Below are 14,236 nucleotides of genomic sequence, written 5' to 3' on the forward strand. Positions count from 1 at the left end.
TCGCTCAGAGGTTGCGAAGTCCGACAAGGACCTTCTCCAGGAACGCGGGATCGGGAAGCTGATCGGCGGCACGCGGCGCGGAGGGGTGGCGGACCGTGACCGCGCCCGTTGCCACGAGGTCGGCGACGAGGATCTTGACGACGCTGACGGGCAGGCCCAGCTCGGCCGCCACCTCGACCACGGCCGTGGGATCGGCACACAGCGACAGGATGCGGGTGTACTCGGACTGCATGCCGGGCTCCGGCTCGCGCTCGCTCACGACCAGCGTGACGAGGTCCATGCCGGCCGCCTCTCCCCTGCTCCGCCCGCTGGTGATCGTGTAGAGCCGGTCGGGCCGGTCGTGGGCGGTGTCGATGCCGGTGGTCATGCCGGCTGACCGCTGCGCCTGCGGTGCCGGGGCGGAGCGGTGAGGAACGCCCCGATCTGCTCCACCAGCTCGTTCATCTTGTGCCCCACGAGCCCGACGTCCGCGTTCTCCCTCGCCACCACAGCGAGGTGGGCGCCCTCCCCTGCCTCCACCACGAAGAGCAGACCGCCGTGGAACTCGGTCATGGACTGCCGCACACCTCCCGAGCCGTCGCCGAACTCGGCGGAAGCACTCTGCGCCAGCGCCTGCACCCCGGCCGCGATCGCGGCGAGCTGGTCAGCCTTGTCGATCCCGAGATTGCGTGTGTGGCAGAGCTTCAACCCATCGCGCGAGAGCACCAGTGCGTGGCGTGCTCCCGGGGTCTGCTCCAGCAGGCTCTGCAGGAACCATTCGAGACTCTGATCTGTGGTGCTCATGGTCGAGTTCCCTCAGTCGGCTGTGGTCGGTGGGGTGTTCGGTCGCACGGCGCTGCGGAAGGCACTGAACCGGGCGCCCGCATCGGCACGCGGCTTGACCTCCACCCGCTGCCTCGCCCTCGGAGGCGGCGACGTGACGAGCGTCTGCCCACGGCGGCGCTTGGGCAGGCGGGCCGCCTGGGATGCCGACTGGGCGTCGGCGACGGGACGGCGACGCACCGTCGGCTCGTCCTCGGGGCACGGCTTTGTGATCAGGGTCGCCGGGATGCGCAGCACCACGCTGACCCCGCCGCGCGGAGACCGGCGGAACCGGACCCGCAACTGGTGCTTGCGCGCGAGCCGCCCGACGACCGCGAGGCCGAGCCGGGTTCCCGAGAGCGCGGCGAGATCGAGGGGCTCCGTGGTGGACACGGCCAACTCGGCGCGTTCGAGGGCGTGCGGCTTCATGCCGATCCCGGCGTCCTCCACGATCACGACAACGCCCGACGAGAGCTGTTCGACGTACACGTGCACGTCCTCAGACGGCTTGGAGAACTTCGTGGCGTTGTCCATCAGCTCGGCCAGCACGTGCATCACATCCTCAGCCGCGTAGCCGACGACGGCGGCCGTGCAGGCGGAATGCAGCCGGACTCGCTGGTAGGCGCTGATCCTTCCCATAGCACCGCGCAGGATGCTCTCCATGATGATCGGCCTCGTCCACCGCCGTCCCGTCCTGGCACCGGTGAGCACCGCGATACTGTCGGCCAGCCTGCCTGCCTGGGACGTGCAGTGATCGAGTTTGAGCAGGTCGCCCAGCACGTCCTCGTCGTGCCGGTACTCCATCTCGCGGAGATCGGCCAGCATGCCGATGGCGATGGCCTGCACCCGGCCCGCCGCATTGGCGCACGCGGCCATGGCAGCTTCCCGCTGCCGCTCGCTCACGTCCAGCTCTTTCGTGAAGACGTGCACGATACGCTCGTAGAATTCATTCGAATGATTCGACAATTCAGCCTTTACGGTGTCGATCGACGCGCCTTCTCGTAATCGGCGTGCGGCGAGTGGAAGGGTTTCGTCAGCCAGTAGGGTGAGTTCGGTTTCCCGCTTTTCGGCGCGCTGCTGCACATCCTGTAGTTCCGCGCAGTGCACGGCCGCCACGAACGTCGCCGCGCACAGCAACGCCAGCGCGACACCACCCACGAGGAGGATCGGAAGCCGTTGTGACGAGGGCGTTTCGGCGCAGGCCCACACCCAGAGACAGCCCGTGATGACGACCGATGCGGCCAGCGCGAGCAAGGCCCTGCCGTTCGGCGAATCCGGTGTGAGCGCACGGAGTGCATGCGACGGGGAAATGGGAGCCCCCCAGTGTGCTAGGTGTGCTTGACATTCTCTGAACGAAGCCGGCAGCGGAAGTTCCGATTTCCCGAATGCCGACGAGACCGGCAGCTTAGTCGAGCCGTTCCGCACCTGCCACCGGACCGACTCGCGCAGGGACCCGATTTCCCCCGAACCGATTGCCGAAGCGCCTTTCCCCACCGGCACCGCCTCCCATGGCGCGGGGGACACTGGGTGTATGGCCGACCGCACCCGCCACTCCCGCCAAGGAGCGAACTCGCCGACCAGCATCGTCTTCGTGTGCACCGGCAACATCTGCCGCTCACCGATGGCCGAGATCGTGTTCCGCCACCGCCTCACCGAGCACGGGCTCTCCGAGACTGTGATCGTCCGCAGCGCAGGCATCGGCGACTGGCACGTCGGTGAACCGGCCGATCCCCGGGCCAGGGCCATCCTGAGGGCTGGCGGCTACCCCGTGCGGCATGTCGCTGCCCAGATCGGTCCCGGCCACCTGACCGCCGACCTGCTGCTCGCCGCCGACCAGGGACACCTGAACCACCTGCGGCCCCTCGTCGGCGACCCGGCCAGGCTGCGCCTGCTGCGCAGCTTCGATCCCACCGCGCCCGACGGCGCCGAGGTACCCGACCCGTACTACGGGGGCGACGACGGCTTCGCCGAGGTCCTCGCCATGATCGAGAGGGCGGTGGACGGGCTGCTCGGCTGGGTGCGTGACCGGTGAGCGACCACGAGGTCCTGCGGGCCGCGCAGCGGCACACCGGGGTGCGGGCCGCTCACGAGCGGCCGCTCTCAGGAGAGGCCACCGTGGTCACCCTGCGGGACGGCCGCGAGGTCGTCGTCAAGCACGGGCCGGGCCCCGGCGCTGCTGTGGCGGAGGCCTCGGGACTGCGGTGGCTGGCAGAGCACGGTGATGTGCCGATCCCCGAGGTCCACGGCGCCGACGACGACTGGCTGGTGATCGACTACATTCCGCGGGGACGGCCCACCGTGGAGGCTGCGGAGACATTCGGGCGCGGGCTGGCGGCCCTGCACCTGCGGCAGGCCCCCGCATTCGGCTCCGCCCCGCCCGGGGGCCGCACCGACGCCTGGATCGGGCACGCCCGCATGCGCAACGAACCACACGACGACTGGCCCTCCTTCTACGCCCGCTGCCGGGTGGAGCCGTACGTGCGCCAGGCAGTGGATCGTGGGCTGTTCTCAGCCGGTGAGGCCGCCGTGTTCGATGAGGTGTGCGGCAGGCTTCCCGCACTGGCCGGAGCGGGCGAACCGCCGTCCCGGCTGCACGGCGACGCCTGGAGCGGCAATGTCCACTGGGGTGCGGACGACCGCGTGTGGCTGCTCGATCCCGCCGCGCACGGTGGACATCGGGAGACCGACCTCGCCATGCTCCGCCTCTTCGGGACGCCGCTGCTCGACCACGTGCTCGGCGCGTACCGGGAGGCCGCCGAGGACCTCGGCCGTCCCCTCGCCCCCTGCGACGAACAGAGGGTGCCCCTGCACCAGCTCTTCCCGCTCCTCGTGCACACCGTCCTGTTCGGCGGCGGTTACGCGAGCAAGGCGCGCAGCGCCGCCCACGCGGCGTTGCGGGCACCCGGTTAGCGAGGGTCGCCCTCGCCCTACCCGCGTACCCCTGTCGGAACAGCGGTCCGCCGGTCCGCATACCGTGGTGGACGTGCGCTGGAAATTGCTGCTCCAGCCGGGTTGGCTGGCGCTCACGCTCGTCGTGTTCGGGTTCGCCGTGACCTGCTACACGGTGCTCGCGCCGTGGCAGTTCGACCGTCACGCCGAGCGCCAGGCGCAGAACGACGCCGTCTCGACGTCGTTCGGGCAACAGCCACGCCCGCTGGACGAGGTACTGCCGGAAGGGCAGCGGCCGGGGCGGGGAACCGAGTGGCGCAGGGTGCTGGTCGAGGGCACCTACCTGCCCGAGCACGAGGTCATCGCCAGGCTGAGGACCGTGCAGGGCGAACCGGCTTTCGAGGTGCTGACGCCACTGCTGACGTCCTCGGGAAGGGTGGTTCTGGTCGATCGGGGCTACGTTCGGCCCGTGGACGGTGATGTGCCGCCGTTTGCCGCGCCACCCGGCGGCACGGTCGTCGTCGAGGCCAGGATTCGCGGCGACGAGATCGACCCGCAGGGCCGGGCCGCGTTCGCCGACGCCTCCACCCAGGGCAGGCTGCACGCCTACGCCGTCAATTCCCGCACCGTCGCCGACGCGACCGGCCTCGACATCTCGGCGGGCTACGTGCAGCTCACCGAGGGGCAGCCGGGAGTTCTCGGTGCACTGCCGCTGCCCGTGCTCGAAGCGGGCCCCTACTTCTCCTACGCGCTCCAGTGGATCGCGTTCGGCACGATGGTGATCCTCGGGTGGGGCTACTTCACCGTCAGGGAGCTGAAGCCAGGAGGGGCGCTGTCCGGGGACGGCCAGGGTGGCGCTCGTCGCAAGTCGGTGGCCGAACTGCTGGCCGAGGACGAGAACGGAACCAGTGACAAGGACGACGAGCGGGATCCGGAGAGCACTGTCGGCACCGGTGGACACTCCGGCACCGACGTCTCGCGGCGCTAACCCGGAGGAAGCGCACGAGCCCGTGGGGGCAGTGCTGGCCATGGTGCCTGCACTCCGCGCCCGCGCATCTGATCGGCGTAACACGAGCACCGGGCGGTGACCCCCTGCGGCTTTGATCGCGCGAGCGGAAGACCGGCACCGACCGGGGTGCCGCCCGCTTCAGCCCCGGCGCCCGCGACGCACGGCCGGCAGCAGGGCGGCGGCGGCCGAGGTGGCACCGGCGAGCCAGCCCACCACGCGGGACAGCTCGACCGCCCTGGTGACGTGGCCCGCGTCGGGATTGCGCCCCTCGCCGAGCACGGGCAGCTCCCGGACCCCGTCCGGGTACACCGTGCGCCCGCCGAGCCGGATCTCCAGCGCGCCTGCGTAGGCGGCGACGACCCGGCCCGAGTTCGGGTCGGGGTGCAGCACCGTGTCCCTCCGCAAGGCCCGCCACGCGCCACCGGCCGACCCGCCGACGACCGGGGCTCCTGCCACGGTCAACGCGGCCGTCACGCGGGTGGGCAGCAGATTCATCGCCGTGTCGAGGCATGCGGCGGGAAGTCCGAACCGCCGACTTCCCCCGCCTTCGGTGGCCACCCTGCCGACCACGCCTGCAGCGCGCGACGCGAGCAGACCGGGCATCCCCGCGAGCGCGCCCCACAGCAGGGGCGCGACCACCGTGTGGGACGTGTTGTGCGCGACGGCCTCCACCGAGGCCCGCGCCAGCCCCACCGTGTCGAGATCCTGCGAGCGGCGTGAATCCCAGAGCGCCAGGGTCTGGCGGGTGGCGTTGCCGTCGCCCGTCTCCAACTGCCGGGCCAGCGCCGTGCCGTCGGTGGCGAGGCGGGCTCCCCCGAGCACCGCCCAGGTGCCCGCGGCGGTGGTGACAGCGCTCAGCAACGGGCGGCCTCGGGCAACGCGTTCGAGGGCGGTTCCCGCCAGCACAGCCGCGCCTGCCACCACGCCGACGTGCACCGCACCGGCGAGCTGACCGTCCGACGGCAGCCGTCCACGCACTCCCCGTGCGACCTTCTCGATCGTGGCGTCAGCCCGCCCTCGCACCGACTCGCCGACCATCGCGTCGGCCATGACGCCCAGCAGCAGTCCCACAGCCCGCGCCGCGCTCACTAAGACCCCTACCCCCGTGTCTGTCCGAGTGCCGCGAGACTATCGCCTCGCTTCCCGCTCAGTTCCCTGCCTCCGCCCACGCGCGCAACATGACGTGTGCGATAGAAGTCCCCCCAGCGAGCCTGAGATCGGGGTCGTTCCGGGTGAGAGCGGCACGCACCCGTTCGCGAGACACCCACATGGCGTCCTCGATCTCACCCTCGGCCGGGGTCACCCGAGCCGCGACATCGGCACGAGCAGCGAACCCGATCATGATCGAGCGAGGGAACGGCCACGGCTGGCTTCCGAGATAGCGGATGTCACGGACCGCCACCCCGACCTCCTCCCTGATCTCCCGCTCGACGCACAGCTCCAGCGACTCGCCTGCCTCGACGAAACCAGCGAGCACCGAGTAACGCTTCGCGGGCCACACCGGACTCCGGGCCAGCAGCACGTTCTCGCCGTTGACACCGATGTCGTCATGCACGAGGCAGATCACGGCGGGGTCCGTCCTCGGGTACTCCTCGCGCCCGCATTCCTCGCACACGCTGGCCCAGCCGTACTGCCGAAGGCCGGTCGGCCCACCGCAGAGGGCGCAGTGCCGGGCACGGCGATGCCAGTTACGCAGCGCCACCGCCGTGGTGAGCAGCCCCGCGGCCGTGTCGCCGAGCACCATGCCGTGTGTCCGCAGGTCCACCCACACCTCGCCACGTGCGACGGGAACCTCTGTCGGCAGACCCCAGCCCAGGTCGAGCGGAAGGCTGCCGGCATCGGCACCAGGGTCCGCGAGCACGGCCCAGTAGTCGGTCTCCTGCCACTGCCCGAGGAAGACGGCCCCGTCGGGCAACTCCGGTGCGACGTCGGGCGCCGGTGTCGTGGACAGCGGCACATCGCGCGGGTCGGCACTCGTGATCAGCTCGTGGGGCACCGGGGAGCGGCCGTGGCTGTCCACCCTCACGACCCGCGCCGACGACCAGCCTGCCCGCATCCGTTCCGGGTCGGTGCGCAGCGCCTCCTGCCGGTCGGCTGTCGATCGTGACAACGCGGGTGGCGACGACAGCCGGAACGGAACGGCGTCGTTCGCCGAGGCGCCGGAGTGCGCAGGGGTCATCGAGATCGCCGGGTTCACCGGGCGGAACCTGGCTCGGCGCCGAGGACCACACCGCCCAGCGCGGTCAGCTTCGGCGCGAGCACATCGGCGTCACCGACCACGACCCCGGTGAAACGGTGGGGCGCGAAGAACTCCAGTGCGGCCTGCGCCACCTGCTCCGTGGTCACCGAGGCCAGCCGCTGCGGATGCTCGGCGAGCCATTCGATTCCCAGTCCCACGGCGGTCAGCGCGGCGAGCTGACTGGCGAGTCCCGCCTGGGACGACGACGCGATCAGCAACGTCCCCACCGCGTACTGCCGGACGGAATCGACCTCGGTGTCCGTGGGTGGCACGAGCGCGAGCCTGCCCAGCTCGTAGCGGGTCTCCAGCAGAGCGGCGGCGGTGACCTCGCTGGCGGTGTCGGCCTCGACCTGGACGGTCGCCTTGGCCCCGGTGAACTCGAACCCGGAGTGCGCGCCGTAGGTGTATCCCTTGTCCTCGCGGATGTTCTCCACGAGGCGCGACGAGAAGTAGCCGCCGAAGGTCAGGTTGGCGAGCTGGAGCGCGGGGTAGCGGGGGTCCGTCCTCGGCAGCGCCTGCGCCGAGAGCCGGATCTGCGACTGCACCGCGCCGGGCCTGCCGACGAGCAGGACATCGCCGGGCGAGAGGTCCGGCAGCGGGGGCAGCTCCCGCGCCCGCACGTCACTGGCCCAGCCCGTCAGCGCGCGCTCGACCTCGGCCACCGCGGTGTCCGGGTCAACGTCCCCGACCACGACCAGCGTGGAGCCGCCCGGCAGCACCGACGCCGCGTGCAGCGACCGCACCCCCTCCCCTTCCACGGCGGCGACGTCGGTGGCCATCGGCATCTCGCGCGTGTAGGGGTGGTCGCCGTAACGCCGGCGCTGCAACGCCTCCCGTGCGATCACCCTGGGCTGGGTGCGTGCCACCGCGAGCCGCTCGGAGATCCGGTCGGCCTCCCTGCGCACCTCCGCGTCCACATGCGACGCCTCGGTGAGCACATCGGCGAGCACGTCGAGCAACTCGGGCAGTTTCCCGGCCAGCGCGCTGCCCGAGACCCGGAGGTGTTCGGGATCGACGACGGTGCCGAGATCTCCGCCGATGAGCGCGAGGTCGGTGTCGATGCCGACGCGGTCGCGGCGGCGGGTGCCGGTGAGCAGCGTCTCGGCGAGAACCTCGGCGGTGGCCGGGTGCATCGGATCGTCACCCGCGAACGGGATCGTCAGGCGCAGCTCGACCATCGGCACCGTGGGCTTGCGCACGGCGAGCACGCGAAGCCCGTTGCCGAGCACCGTGTCCACGTGGGCGAGTTCCGTGGCGCGCTTCTGCTCTCCCAGCGGGGGTAGTGGCCTCGGGCCTTCCTCCGTGTGGCCGATCTCCTCGGCGGAGCGATAACTGGTCGCGCTCACTGGGCACCTCCCTGTCCCGGTTCCACCACGAGAACGGCACGCGAATCGGGTCGCAGCGCCTTCGCCGCCTCGGACACCTGCTCTGCCGTCACCGCCGCGATACGCTCCGGAAGCCGGTACACCAGCGCCGCGTCACCGTAGAGCAGCTCCAGCGAGCCGAGTCCGAGTGTGCGGGCCACGAGCCGGTCGTGATCGGAGTGCAGGTTGGCGCTCCACCTGGCGGTCACCTTGGCGAGTTCACGCTCCCCCGGCGGCGTGGTGGCGAGTGCGTCGAGTTCGGCGTCGAGCGCGTCGAGCACCCGCTCCGGCGACGTGTCGGGGCCGTGGATCGCGGTCACCGAGAACGTGTCGGGATTGCGCGCCTCGAACGGCCCGAAGAGTCCCGCCCCCGCGTTGACGTCGGTCACCAGCGGTTCGGTGTGCACGAGGCGTTGCTGCAACCGCGACGAGTCACCGTCGGTGAGCACTCCCGCCAGCACGAGATTGGCGAGGTAGGCATCGAGTTCGTTGATCGGGTCAGGCATGCGGTAGCCCACCGCGAGCGCCGGCAGCGGCGCGTGCGGGTCGATGTGCGTACCCCGCCGCTGTTCGGTGGGGCGGGGTTCGTCGAACGAGGGCCGGTGCGGCTTCGGCCGCGCGGGCACGTCGCCGAAGTGCTTCTCCACGAGGTCGCGGGTGCGCTCGACGTCGAGGTCGCCTGCCACGGTGAGCACCGCGTTGGCGGGCGAGTAGTAGGTGTCGAAGAAGGCCGCGCAGTCGTCGAGCGATGCCTGTTCGAGGTCGGTGAAGTCGCCGTAGCCGTTGTGGGCGTTGGGGAACGTCGAGTACAGCACCGGGGGAAGAAGGATCCACGGGAACCCGCCGTAGGGCCGGTTCAGCACGTTGAGACGGATTTCCTCCTTCACCACGTCGATCTGGTTGGCCAGGTTCTCGCGCGTCAGCTTCGGTGCGCGCATCCGGTCTGCCTCGAGGAACAACGCGCGTTCGAGAGCAGCCGACGGCAACACCTCGAAGTAGTCCGTGTAGTCGGGGTGGGTCGAGCCGTTGAAGGTGCCCCCACTGCTCTGCACGTGGCGAAAGTGAGCGAGCTTCTCCAGGCTCTCGCTACCCTGGAACATCAGGTGCTCGAAGAGGTGGGCGAACCCCGTGCGCCCTTCCGGTTCAGAGCGGAAGCCCACGTCGTAGTGCACGCTCACCCCGACGACCGGCGCCGTCGGATCGGGCGCGAGCACAACCCGCAGGCCGTTGTCGAGGGTGAACTTGTGGAGTTCGGAGACGGCCATGACCACACCCTACGGGTAGCGTCGGCCACACCAGCAGCAGAGGAGCACTGAGTTCCCTGGGACAGCCACGCGAGCGAACCGTCCTCGTCACCGGGGCCACCGACGGCCTCGGAAGGCGTCTCGCGGCCGAGCTGACCCGTCGCGGCGCGAGGGTGATCGCCCACGGCCGCGACCCCGCCAAGCTGCGCGCGCTGCGCCGGGAAACGGGCGCCGAGGTCGTCCGCGCCGACTTCAGCGAGCTACGCCAGGTCGATCGTCTCGCCGCCGAGCTGCTCCAGCGCTACGACCGCCTCGGCGTGCTGGTGAACAACGCCGGTGTCGGGGTCGGGCGTGACCCGACGCGGCGCGAGGAGAGCGCCGACGGCTACGAGTTGCGGTTCGCCGTCAACTACCTCGCTCCGTATCACCTCACCCGCAGGCTCCTTCCGCTGCTGAAGGCTCCCGCTCGTATCGTCAACGTCGCGGCGGCGGGACAGCAGGAGTTCGGCTTCCTCGACCCGCAGCTACACCGCCACTACAGCGGCGCGTCCGCCTACATGCGCAGCAAGCTCGCGCTGGTCATGCACACGTTCGACCTCGCGGAGGAGTTGAGGGGCAGCGGCGTCACGGTCAACGCCCTGCATCCCGCGACCTTCATGGACACCACGATGGTGCGCGAGTCGGGGCGCACACCCCTGAGCACTCTGGACGAGGGCGTGGCCGCGACGCTGCGGTTGATCCTCGACGAGGACCTCACCGAGGTCACGGGGCGGTTCTTCAACGGAACCCACGAGGCGGACCCGCACCCGCAGGCACACGAAAGGCGGGCGCGCGAGAGACTGCGGCGGCTCAGCGACGAACTGGTCGCCGAAGCGCTGAGTCGCTGAGAACTCCGAAGGCACCGAAGGCTCTCGATACTCGCTGGATCCTCGGGGTGTGCTCGGGTCACGGCCCGCACCACGTCGTGAGCAGCGTCCACACGGCGGCATGCACGACCCTGTGCCCTGCCGCGGTGAGGTGCACCGCGTCAGGCAGGTAGAGCTCCTCCGCCCCCGGCGTTCCACCGGCGGGCAGGTACTCGCCGAGGTCGAGCACCTCGGCACCCTGGTCGGCCGCGACCGTCTCGATGACGGCGGTGTAGGCGTTCCACGGATACACCGGGTCGGGCACGAGCCGTGTGCCTGCCTGGGGCTGCACCACCAGCAACACGGTGGTCCTCGGCGACGCCGTGTGGAGTTCGACCACGAGGCGGCGGTAGTGCTCGTCGAAGTCGGCCGGAGGGAGGTCGGCGACGAATTCGGCCGTGCCGAGAGCGACGATCACCAGCGCGGGCTGCACGTCGTGCACGGCGTCGGTGGCGCTCGCCGTCTCCTCCCAGCGACCGCCCTCCCCGAAGTCGGCCGCCATGGCGCCGTTGCGGGCGAGGACGGTGGTGATGGTGCCCCACTCGTCGGACGCGCGGCGGGTCAGCACCGAGGTCCAACCGACAGCCGTCGGGGCGTAGCTCCCGCCTCCCGGATGGTCGGGCAGCCCGTATCCCGTGCTGTGCGAGTCGCCGAGGATCATGATCGACGACTGATCGCCGCACCACGCCGGATCGGTGGACGCGGTGGTGGCTCGCGGGGTGAAGCACGCGGACAGCACCGATGCCGTCACCGTCATCAGCAGCACCAGCCCGGCCGCGCGCGGCCGAAAGGGCCTTCGCCGTTCGCCCTGTCTCCGGCACCCACGACGACCCACGGTGTCACCTCGCCGCGACGCTTGAGCCGGACACGGTGCACCGGCGGCGTCATCGTGCTCTTCGGCAATTCCGGCCCCCGTGTTTCATCCGCCCGGGAAATAACCACCTGTGAGTGACATCACGACAGTTCCGCACCGTCCGTGACAGCTCGTGCGATCAGCGGGGCACCGGCAGCTCACCGCTTTTCGCGGGCGAAACGCGCCTTCCGTCAGTCGCGGCGGGCCGCCCTCGACAGTTCGTCGGCGAGGTTTTCCCTGCGCATGCGCTGGTCGATGTAGAGCAACGCCGTCACGGCGGCAGAGAACGGCACCGTGACCGTGCGCGCCACGGCACCGCCGAGCTCGCGGATCAGCAACTCCTCCGGCGTGTAGCCGCGTTGCGGGGCCTGCGGGTCGATCGCGAGGCCGAACGGCCACTGGATCAGGTTGGAGATCACCCAGGTGAGCACGACAGCGACAACCAGAACGCCGAACACCCGCCACCACGCGCCCTGCACGAGGGCCACGGAACGGCGCAGCGCTTCGCCGACCCGGCCGCGTTCGAGCACCAGCGCTGGCGTGGCGAGGCTCAGCAACGCGTACAGCCACACGCCGGGCACCACGAACAGGAAGGTGCCCACCATGACCGCCACGGTCACCACCAGCGTGAGACCCAGCAGCGCCACGACCCTCGGCCGCAGCTCCTCCCACGCCTGCCGCACCCCGATCTTGTGGCCGAGCACCGCTCTGCCGACCACGACCGTCAGCAGTCCCGCGAGGAACGTCTGAGTCACCAGCGTGATCAGAGCCAGGACCGCGAACTGAGGGACGGTCTCTTGCAGTTGTGTCATCGCCTGATCGAGCCGCACCTCGGGAGGCGCGTCCGCGGCGATCACGGGAACGGGGCTCGTGGCGTCGAGCAGCCACAGGTCGGCGGCGTAGTAGATCGCGGCACTGACGATCGCAACGACAGCGGCCGAACCGAACACCACACCCGCGTACCTGCGCAGCGTCGTGACGGCGCCTTCGAGGATCTCCCCGAGCAGCAGCGGGCGCAGCGGCACGACGCCCGGCCGCCGATCGCGGGATGTTGACCAGCCTGCGGAGTCGGACATACCTCCATCCTGACGCCTCCCCCCTTCACCTGGTCCTGCCGGGGTCCGCCGTGGCGGCGCACGAGTTCGACGGGAAACCAGGCACACCTTCCCTCCGAGGCACCCGCCGAGTCACCGCCGAGCCGCCCCGGCCGGGTGGCGGCTGGCTATGCTGGCGAGCGAGTTCGGATCGACGCGCGGGGACGACGAGATGACACAACCGCCACCGTGGCAGGGACCAGGGAGCCACGGTCAGGGCCCGCGACCCTCAGGCCATCACCCTTCCCCACAGCAGGGACCAGCGGGTCCGGCTGGGCGGCCGCCGAGAAAACCGGCCTGGCCGTACGCCGTCGCGTACGGGGCAGGTTCCCTGCTGCTCGTCGGTGTCCTCGTGCTGGTGTACGTGTTCACCACCGGGACCGGCACCCCCACGCCGACTCACCCCGCCGCGCCACCGCCTTCGCCGCTCACGGCCGTGCCCAGCAGCGAAAGCCCGGCTCCCACTCCCAGCACCAGCTCGGAGCTGACGGGCCCGCGCTCCACTCCGCCTGCCGGCGGCGCGTCGGCGGAGGGGCAACCCGCGGACCCGAATCAGCCCGCGAAGATCTTCAAGCTCGCCGACCACCCCATACTCCAGGACCCCGACGCCGGCCTCGCCAACCGCGCCTGCCACCTGCCCGGATGGCAGAGCACACCGGAAGGCGCCGAGGCGTTCTTCACCGCCGCACGAGAGTGTCTCGACGCGGCGTGGGAGCCGTTCCTGCGGGCCTACAACCTGCCGTTCACCCCGCCGAGGTTGCACTTCCCCTCCTCCGCGAGTTTCGACACCCAGTGCGGCCGGATCAACGTCGGTATCGCCACGGCGGCGTACTACTGCGAGGGCGACCTCTACCTGCCCTACGACGGGCTCCAGACCCAGCAGTACGGCGACACCCCCGGCGTCTATCTCGCGTTGTTCGCGCACGAGTACGGCCATCATGTTCAGGAGATGGCGGGGATCATGGACGCGGCGTGGGATCGTATCTACGCCGAGGGCAAGGACAGCCCCGCCGGGCGGGAGATGTCGCGGCGCAAGGAATTGCAGGCGCAGTGCTTCTCGGGGATGTTCCTCGGCGCGCACGTCGATCAGGGCGGGTCGATCACCCGCGAGATGTACAACGCGGCCTGGTACGACCAGGAGACCAGGGGCGACGACACCTCGGGAACCCACGACCACGGCACCAACGCCAACTACGCGAAGTGGTGGCGTGCGGGCGCCTACGACAACCGCATCGTCGATTGCAACACCTTCGCAGCCCCGAGCGAGGACGTGGCCTGACCAAGCCAAGCCACCCGTGTCCGCACTTCCTGCACGCGTGTCGGCACTTGATGTCCGTGTCCGCACTTCCCGTACGCGTGTCCGCACTTCCCGTACAGGCTTTGGTACTCCCTGTACGGGCGGGGTCAGACCGTCGCGAAGCTCGCGCGCTCGGTCTTCGGGCCGCGAGCCAGCAGGAAGGCGTAGGTTCCCCCACCGGCACAGCCCAGCAGGAGCAGGCCGAGACCCACCGGCCTGCGCAGGTCGTTGATCCCCGGAGCGGTGGCCGCGAGTGCGACCTCCACCGGCCCTTCCGCCTCGGCGGGGTCGTCCTCAAGGGCGATCCGCACCGACTCGTCCTGGTCGTGTCCGCACCCGCTGAGCAGCCCCTCGTGGGTCTGCCCTGCGAGCTGGAACCGCACGACCTCCTCCGCGTCGGGGTTCGAGCATTCGACGGGCTTGGTCACCGTCGCATCGACGACCCTGCGCTCCGCCTGCGCGGACCCGGCACCGAACAGCGACGGCCCCATCCACCAGGCCCCGAGCATGATCAGAATCCCCATCACCGCGGCGACACCGA

Annotated in this window: 15 protein-coding genes; 5 read left to right on the plus strand and 10 right to left on the minus strand. The window is 70.6% G+C overall.

What is annotated here, in order from left to right; translation table 11 throughout:
- Positions 1 to 4 precede the first annotated feature (4 nt).
- Genes SACXIDRAFT_RS06235 through SACXIDRAFT_RS06245 form a run of 3 tightly spaced genes read right to left on the minus strand, consistent with a single transcriptional unit; the run spans position 5 to position 2,055 of the window.
- On the minus strand, positions 5 to 367 hold the full coding sequence (locus SACXIDRAFT_RS06235) for a DUF742 domain-containing protein (RefSeq protein ID WP_006237660.1): 363 nt from the start codon (positions 365 to 367) through the stop codon (positions 5 to 7).
- Positions 364 to 783, minus strand: coding sequence for a roadblock/LC7 domain-containing protein (locus tag SACXIDRAFT_RS06240; RefSeq protein ID WP_006237661.1), 420 nt, complete (start codon positions 781 to 783; stop codon positions 364 to 366). Before SACXIDRAFT_RS06240 ends, SACXIDRAFT_RS06235 begins: the two co-directional genes overlap by 4 nt.
- Before the next feature lie 12 nt (positions 784 to 795).
- Complete coding sequence (locus SACXIDRAFT_RS06245; protein WP_040922068.1) at positions 796 to 2,055, minus strand: ATP-binding protein; 1,260 nt, start codon at positions 2,053 to 2,055, stop codon at positions 796 to 798.
- A gap of 277 nt (positions 2,056 to 2,332) precedes the next feature.
- On the opposite strand from SACXIDRAFT_RS06245, the gene SACXIDRAFT_RS06250 reads away from it, so the two are divergent.
- The 3 genes from SACXIDRAFT_RS06250 (at position 2,333) to SACXIDRAFT_RS06260 (ending at position 4,678) form a co-directional block, all read left to right on the plus strand.
- Positions 2,333 to 2,833, plus strand: a complete 501-nt coding sequence (locus tag SACXIDRAFT_RS06250) for a low molecular weight protein-tyrosine-phosphatase (RefSeq protein WP_050986998.1) — start codon at positions 2,333 to 2,335, stop codon at positions 2,831 to 2,833.
- The gene (locus SACXIDRAFT_RS06255) at positions 2,830 to 3,711 is read left to right on the plus strand and encodes a fructosamine kinase family protein (RefSeq protein ID WP_006237664.1); all 882 of its coding nucleotides are present in this window, start codon (positions 2,830 to 2,832) and stop codon (positions 3,709 to 3,711) included. The genes SACXIDRAFT_RS06250 and SACXIDRAFT_RS06255 overlap by 4 nt, the downstream gene beginning before the upstream one ends.
- 73 nt (positions 3,712 to 3,784) lie before the next feature.
- Positions 3,785 to 4,678, plus strand: coding sequence for an SURF1 family cytochrome oxidase biogenesis protein (locus tag SACXIDRAFT_RS06260; protein WP_442852557.1), 894 nt, complete (start codon positions 3,785 to 3,787; stop codon positions 4,676 to 4,678).
- Between the two features lie 159 nt (positions 4,679 to 4,837).
- On the opposite strand, the gene SACXIDRAFT_RS06265 is transcribed toward SACXIDRAFT_RS06260, so the two are convergent.
- The 4 genes from SACXIDRAFT_RS06265 to SACXIDRAFT_RS06280 are packed head-to-tail and all read right to left on the minus strand — an operon-like array spanning position 4,838 to position 9,567.
- Positions 4,838 to 5,788, minus strand: coding sequence for a cobalamin biosynthesis protein CobD/CbiB (locus SACXIDRAFT_RS06265; RefSeq protein WP_006237668.1), 951 nt, complete (start codon positions 5,786 to 5,788; stop codon positions 4,838 to 4,840).
- A 58-nt stretch (positions 5,789 to 5,846) separates the two neighbouring features.
- Positions 5,847 to 6,878, minus strand: a complete 1,032-nt coding sequence (nudC, locus tag SACXIDRAFT_RS06270) for an NAD(+) diphosphatase (RefSeq protein ID WP_050986999.1) — start codon at positions 6,876 to 6,878, stop codon at positions 5,847 to 5,849.
- Positions 6,879 to 6,892: 14 nt separating this feature from the next.
- Entirely contained in the window at positions 6,893 to 8,284 is a 1,392-nt protein-coding gene (locus SACXIDRAFT_RS06275; protein ID WP_006237670.1) for a M16 family metallopeptidase, read from the minus strand.
- Complete coding sequence (locus tag SACXIDRAFT_RS06280; RefSeq protein WP_006237671.1) at positions 8,281 to 9,567, minus strand: M16 family metallopeptidase; 1,287 nt, start codon at positions 9,565 to 9,567, stop codon at positions 8,281 to 8,283. The genes SACXIDRAFT_RS06275 and SACXIDRAFT_RS06280 overlap by 4 nt, the downstream gene beginning before the upstream one ends.
- 47 nt (positions 9,568 to 9,614) lie before the next feature.
- Here SACXIDRAFT_RS06280 and SACXIDRAFT_RS06285 point away from each other — a divergent pair, with 47 nt between their 5' ends.
- The gene (locus tag SACXIDRAFT_RS06285; protein ID WP_006237672.1) at positions 9,615 to 10,433 is read left to right on the plus strand and encodes an SDR family NAD(P)-dependent oxidoreductase; all 819 of its coding nucleotides are present in this window, start codon (positions 9,615 to 9,617) and stop codon (positions 10,431 to 10,433) included.
- A gap of 58 nt (positions 10,434 to 10,491) precedes the next feature.
- Here SACXIDRAFT_RS06285 and SACXIDRAFT_RS06290 read toward each other — a convergent pair whose 3' ends face one another.
- Complete coding sequence (locus tag SACXIDRAFT_RS06290; RefSeq protein ID WP_006237673.1) at positions 10,492 to 11,286, minus strand: SGNH/GDSL hydrolase family protein; 795 nt, start codon at positions 11,284 to 11,286, stop codon at positions 10,492 to 10,494.
- Between the two features lie 209 nt (positions 11,287 to 11,495).
- Complete coding sequence (locus SACXIDRAFT_RS06295; protein ID WP_006237674.1) at positions 11,496 to 12,380, minus strand: YciC family protein; 885 nt, start codon at positions 12,378 to 12,380, stop codon at positions 11,496 to 11,498.
- Positions 12,381 to 12,570: 190 nt separating this feature from the next.
- On the opposite strand from SACXIDRAFT_RS06295, the gene SACXIDRAFT_RS06300 reads away from it, so the two are divergent.
- On the plus strand, positions 12,571 to 13,677 hold the full coding sequence (locus tag SACXIDRAFT_RS06300; RefSeq protein WP_083840190.1) for a neutral zinc metallopeptidase: 1,107 nt from the start codon (positions 12,571 to 12,573) through the stop codon (positions 13,675 to 13,677).
- Positions 13,678 to 13,802: 125 nt separating this feature from the next.
- Here the strand turns inward: SACXIDRAFT_RS06300 and SACXIDRAFT_RS06305 are convergent, their stop codons facing one another.
- Positions 13,803 to 14,219 carry a hypothetical protein gene (locus SACXIDRAFT_RS06305; RefSeq protein ID WP_050987000.1) on the minus strand — a complete coding sequence of 139 codons (417 nt, stop codon included), beginning with the start codon at positions 14,217 to 14,219 and terminating at the stop codon, positions 13,803 to 13,805.
- Positions 14,220 to 14,236 lie beyond the last annotated feature (17 nt).

The organism is Saccharomonospora xinjiangensis XJ-54 (assembly GCF_000258175.1).
Classification (GTDB): Bacteria; Actinomycetota; Actinomycetes; order Mycobacteriales; family Pseudonocardiaceae; genus Saccharomonospora; species Saccharomonospora xinjiangensis.

What these genes read in the sequence shown, in the direction of transcription:
- SACXIDRAFT_RS06235 (WP_006237660.1), bottom strand. Translation starts at nt 367, where the DNA reads ATGACCACCGGCATCGACACCGCCCACGACCGGCCCGACCGGCTCTAC.
- SACXIDRAFT_RS06240 (WP_006237661.1), bottom strand. Translation starts at nt 783, where the DNA reads ATGAGCACCACAGATCAGAGTCTCGAATGGTTCCTGCAGAGCCTGCTG.
- SACXIDRAFT_RS06250 (WP_050986998.1), top strand. Translation starts at nt 2,333, where the DNA reads ATGGCCGACCGCACCCGCCACTCCCGCCAAGGAGCGAACTCGCCGACC.
- nudC (WP_050986999.1), bottom strand. Translation starts at nt 6,878, where the DNA reads ATGACCCCTGCGCACTCCGGCGCCTCGGCGAACGACGCCGTTCCGTTC.
- SACXIDRAFT_RS06280 (WP_006237671.1), bottom strand. Translation starts at nt 9,567, where the DNA reads ATGGCCGTCTCCGAACTCCACAAGTTCACCCTCGACAACGGCCTGCGG.
- SACXIDRAFT_RS06295 (WP_006237674.1), bottom strand. Translation starts at nt 12,380, where the DNA reads ATGTCCGACTCCGCAGGCTGGTCAACATCCCGCGATCGGCGGCCGGGC.
- SACXIDRAFT_RS06300 (WP_083840190.1), top strand. Translation starts at nt 12,571, where the DNA reads ATGACACAACCGCCACCGTGGCAGGGACCAGGGAGCCACGGTCAGGGC.
- SACXIDRAFT_RS06305 (WP_050987000.1), bottom strand. Translation starts at nt 14,219, where the DNA reads ATGGGGATTCTGATCATGCTCGGGGCCTGGTGGATGGGGCCGTCGCTG.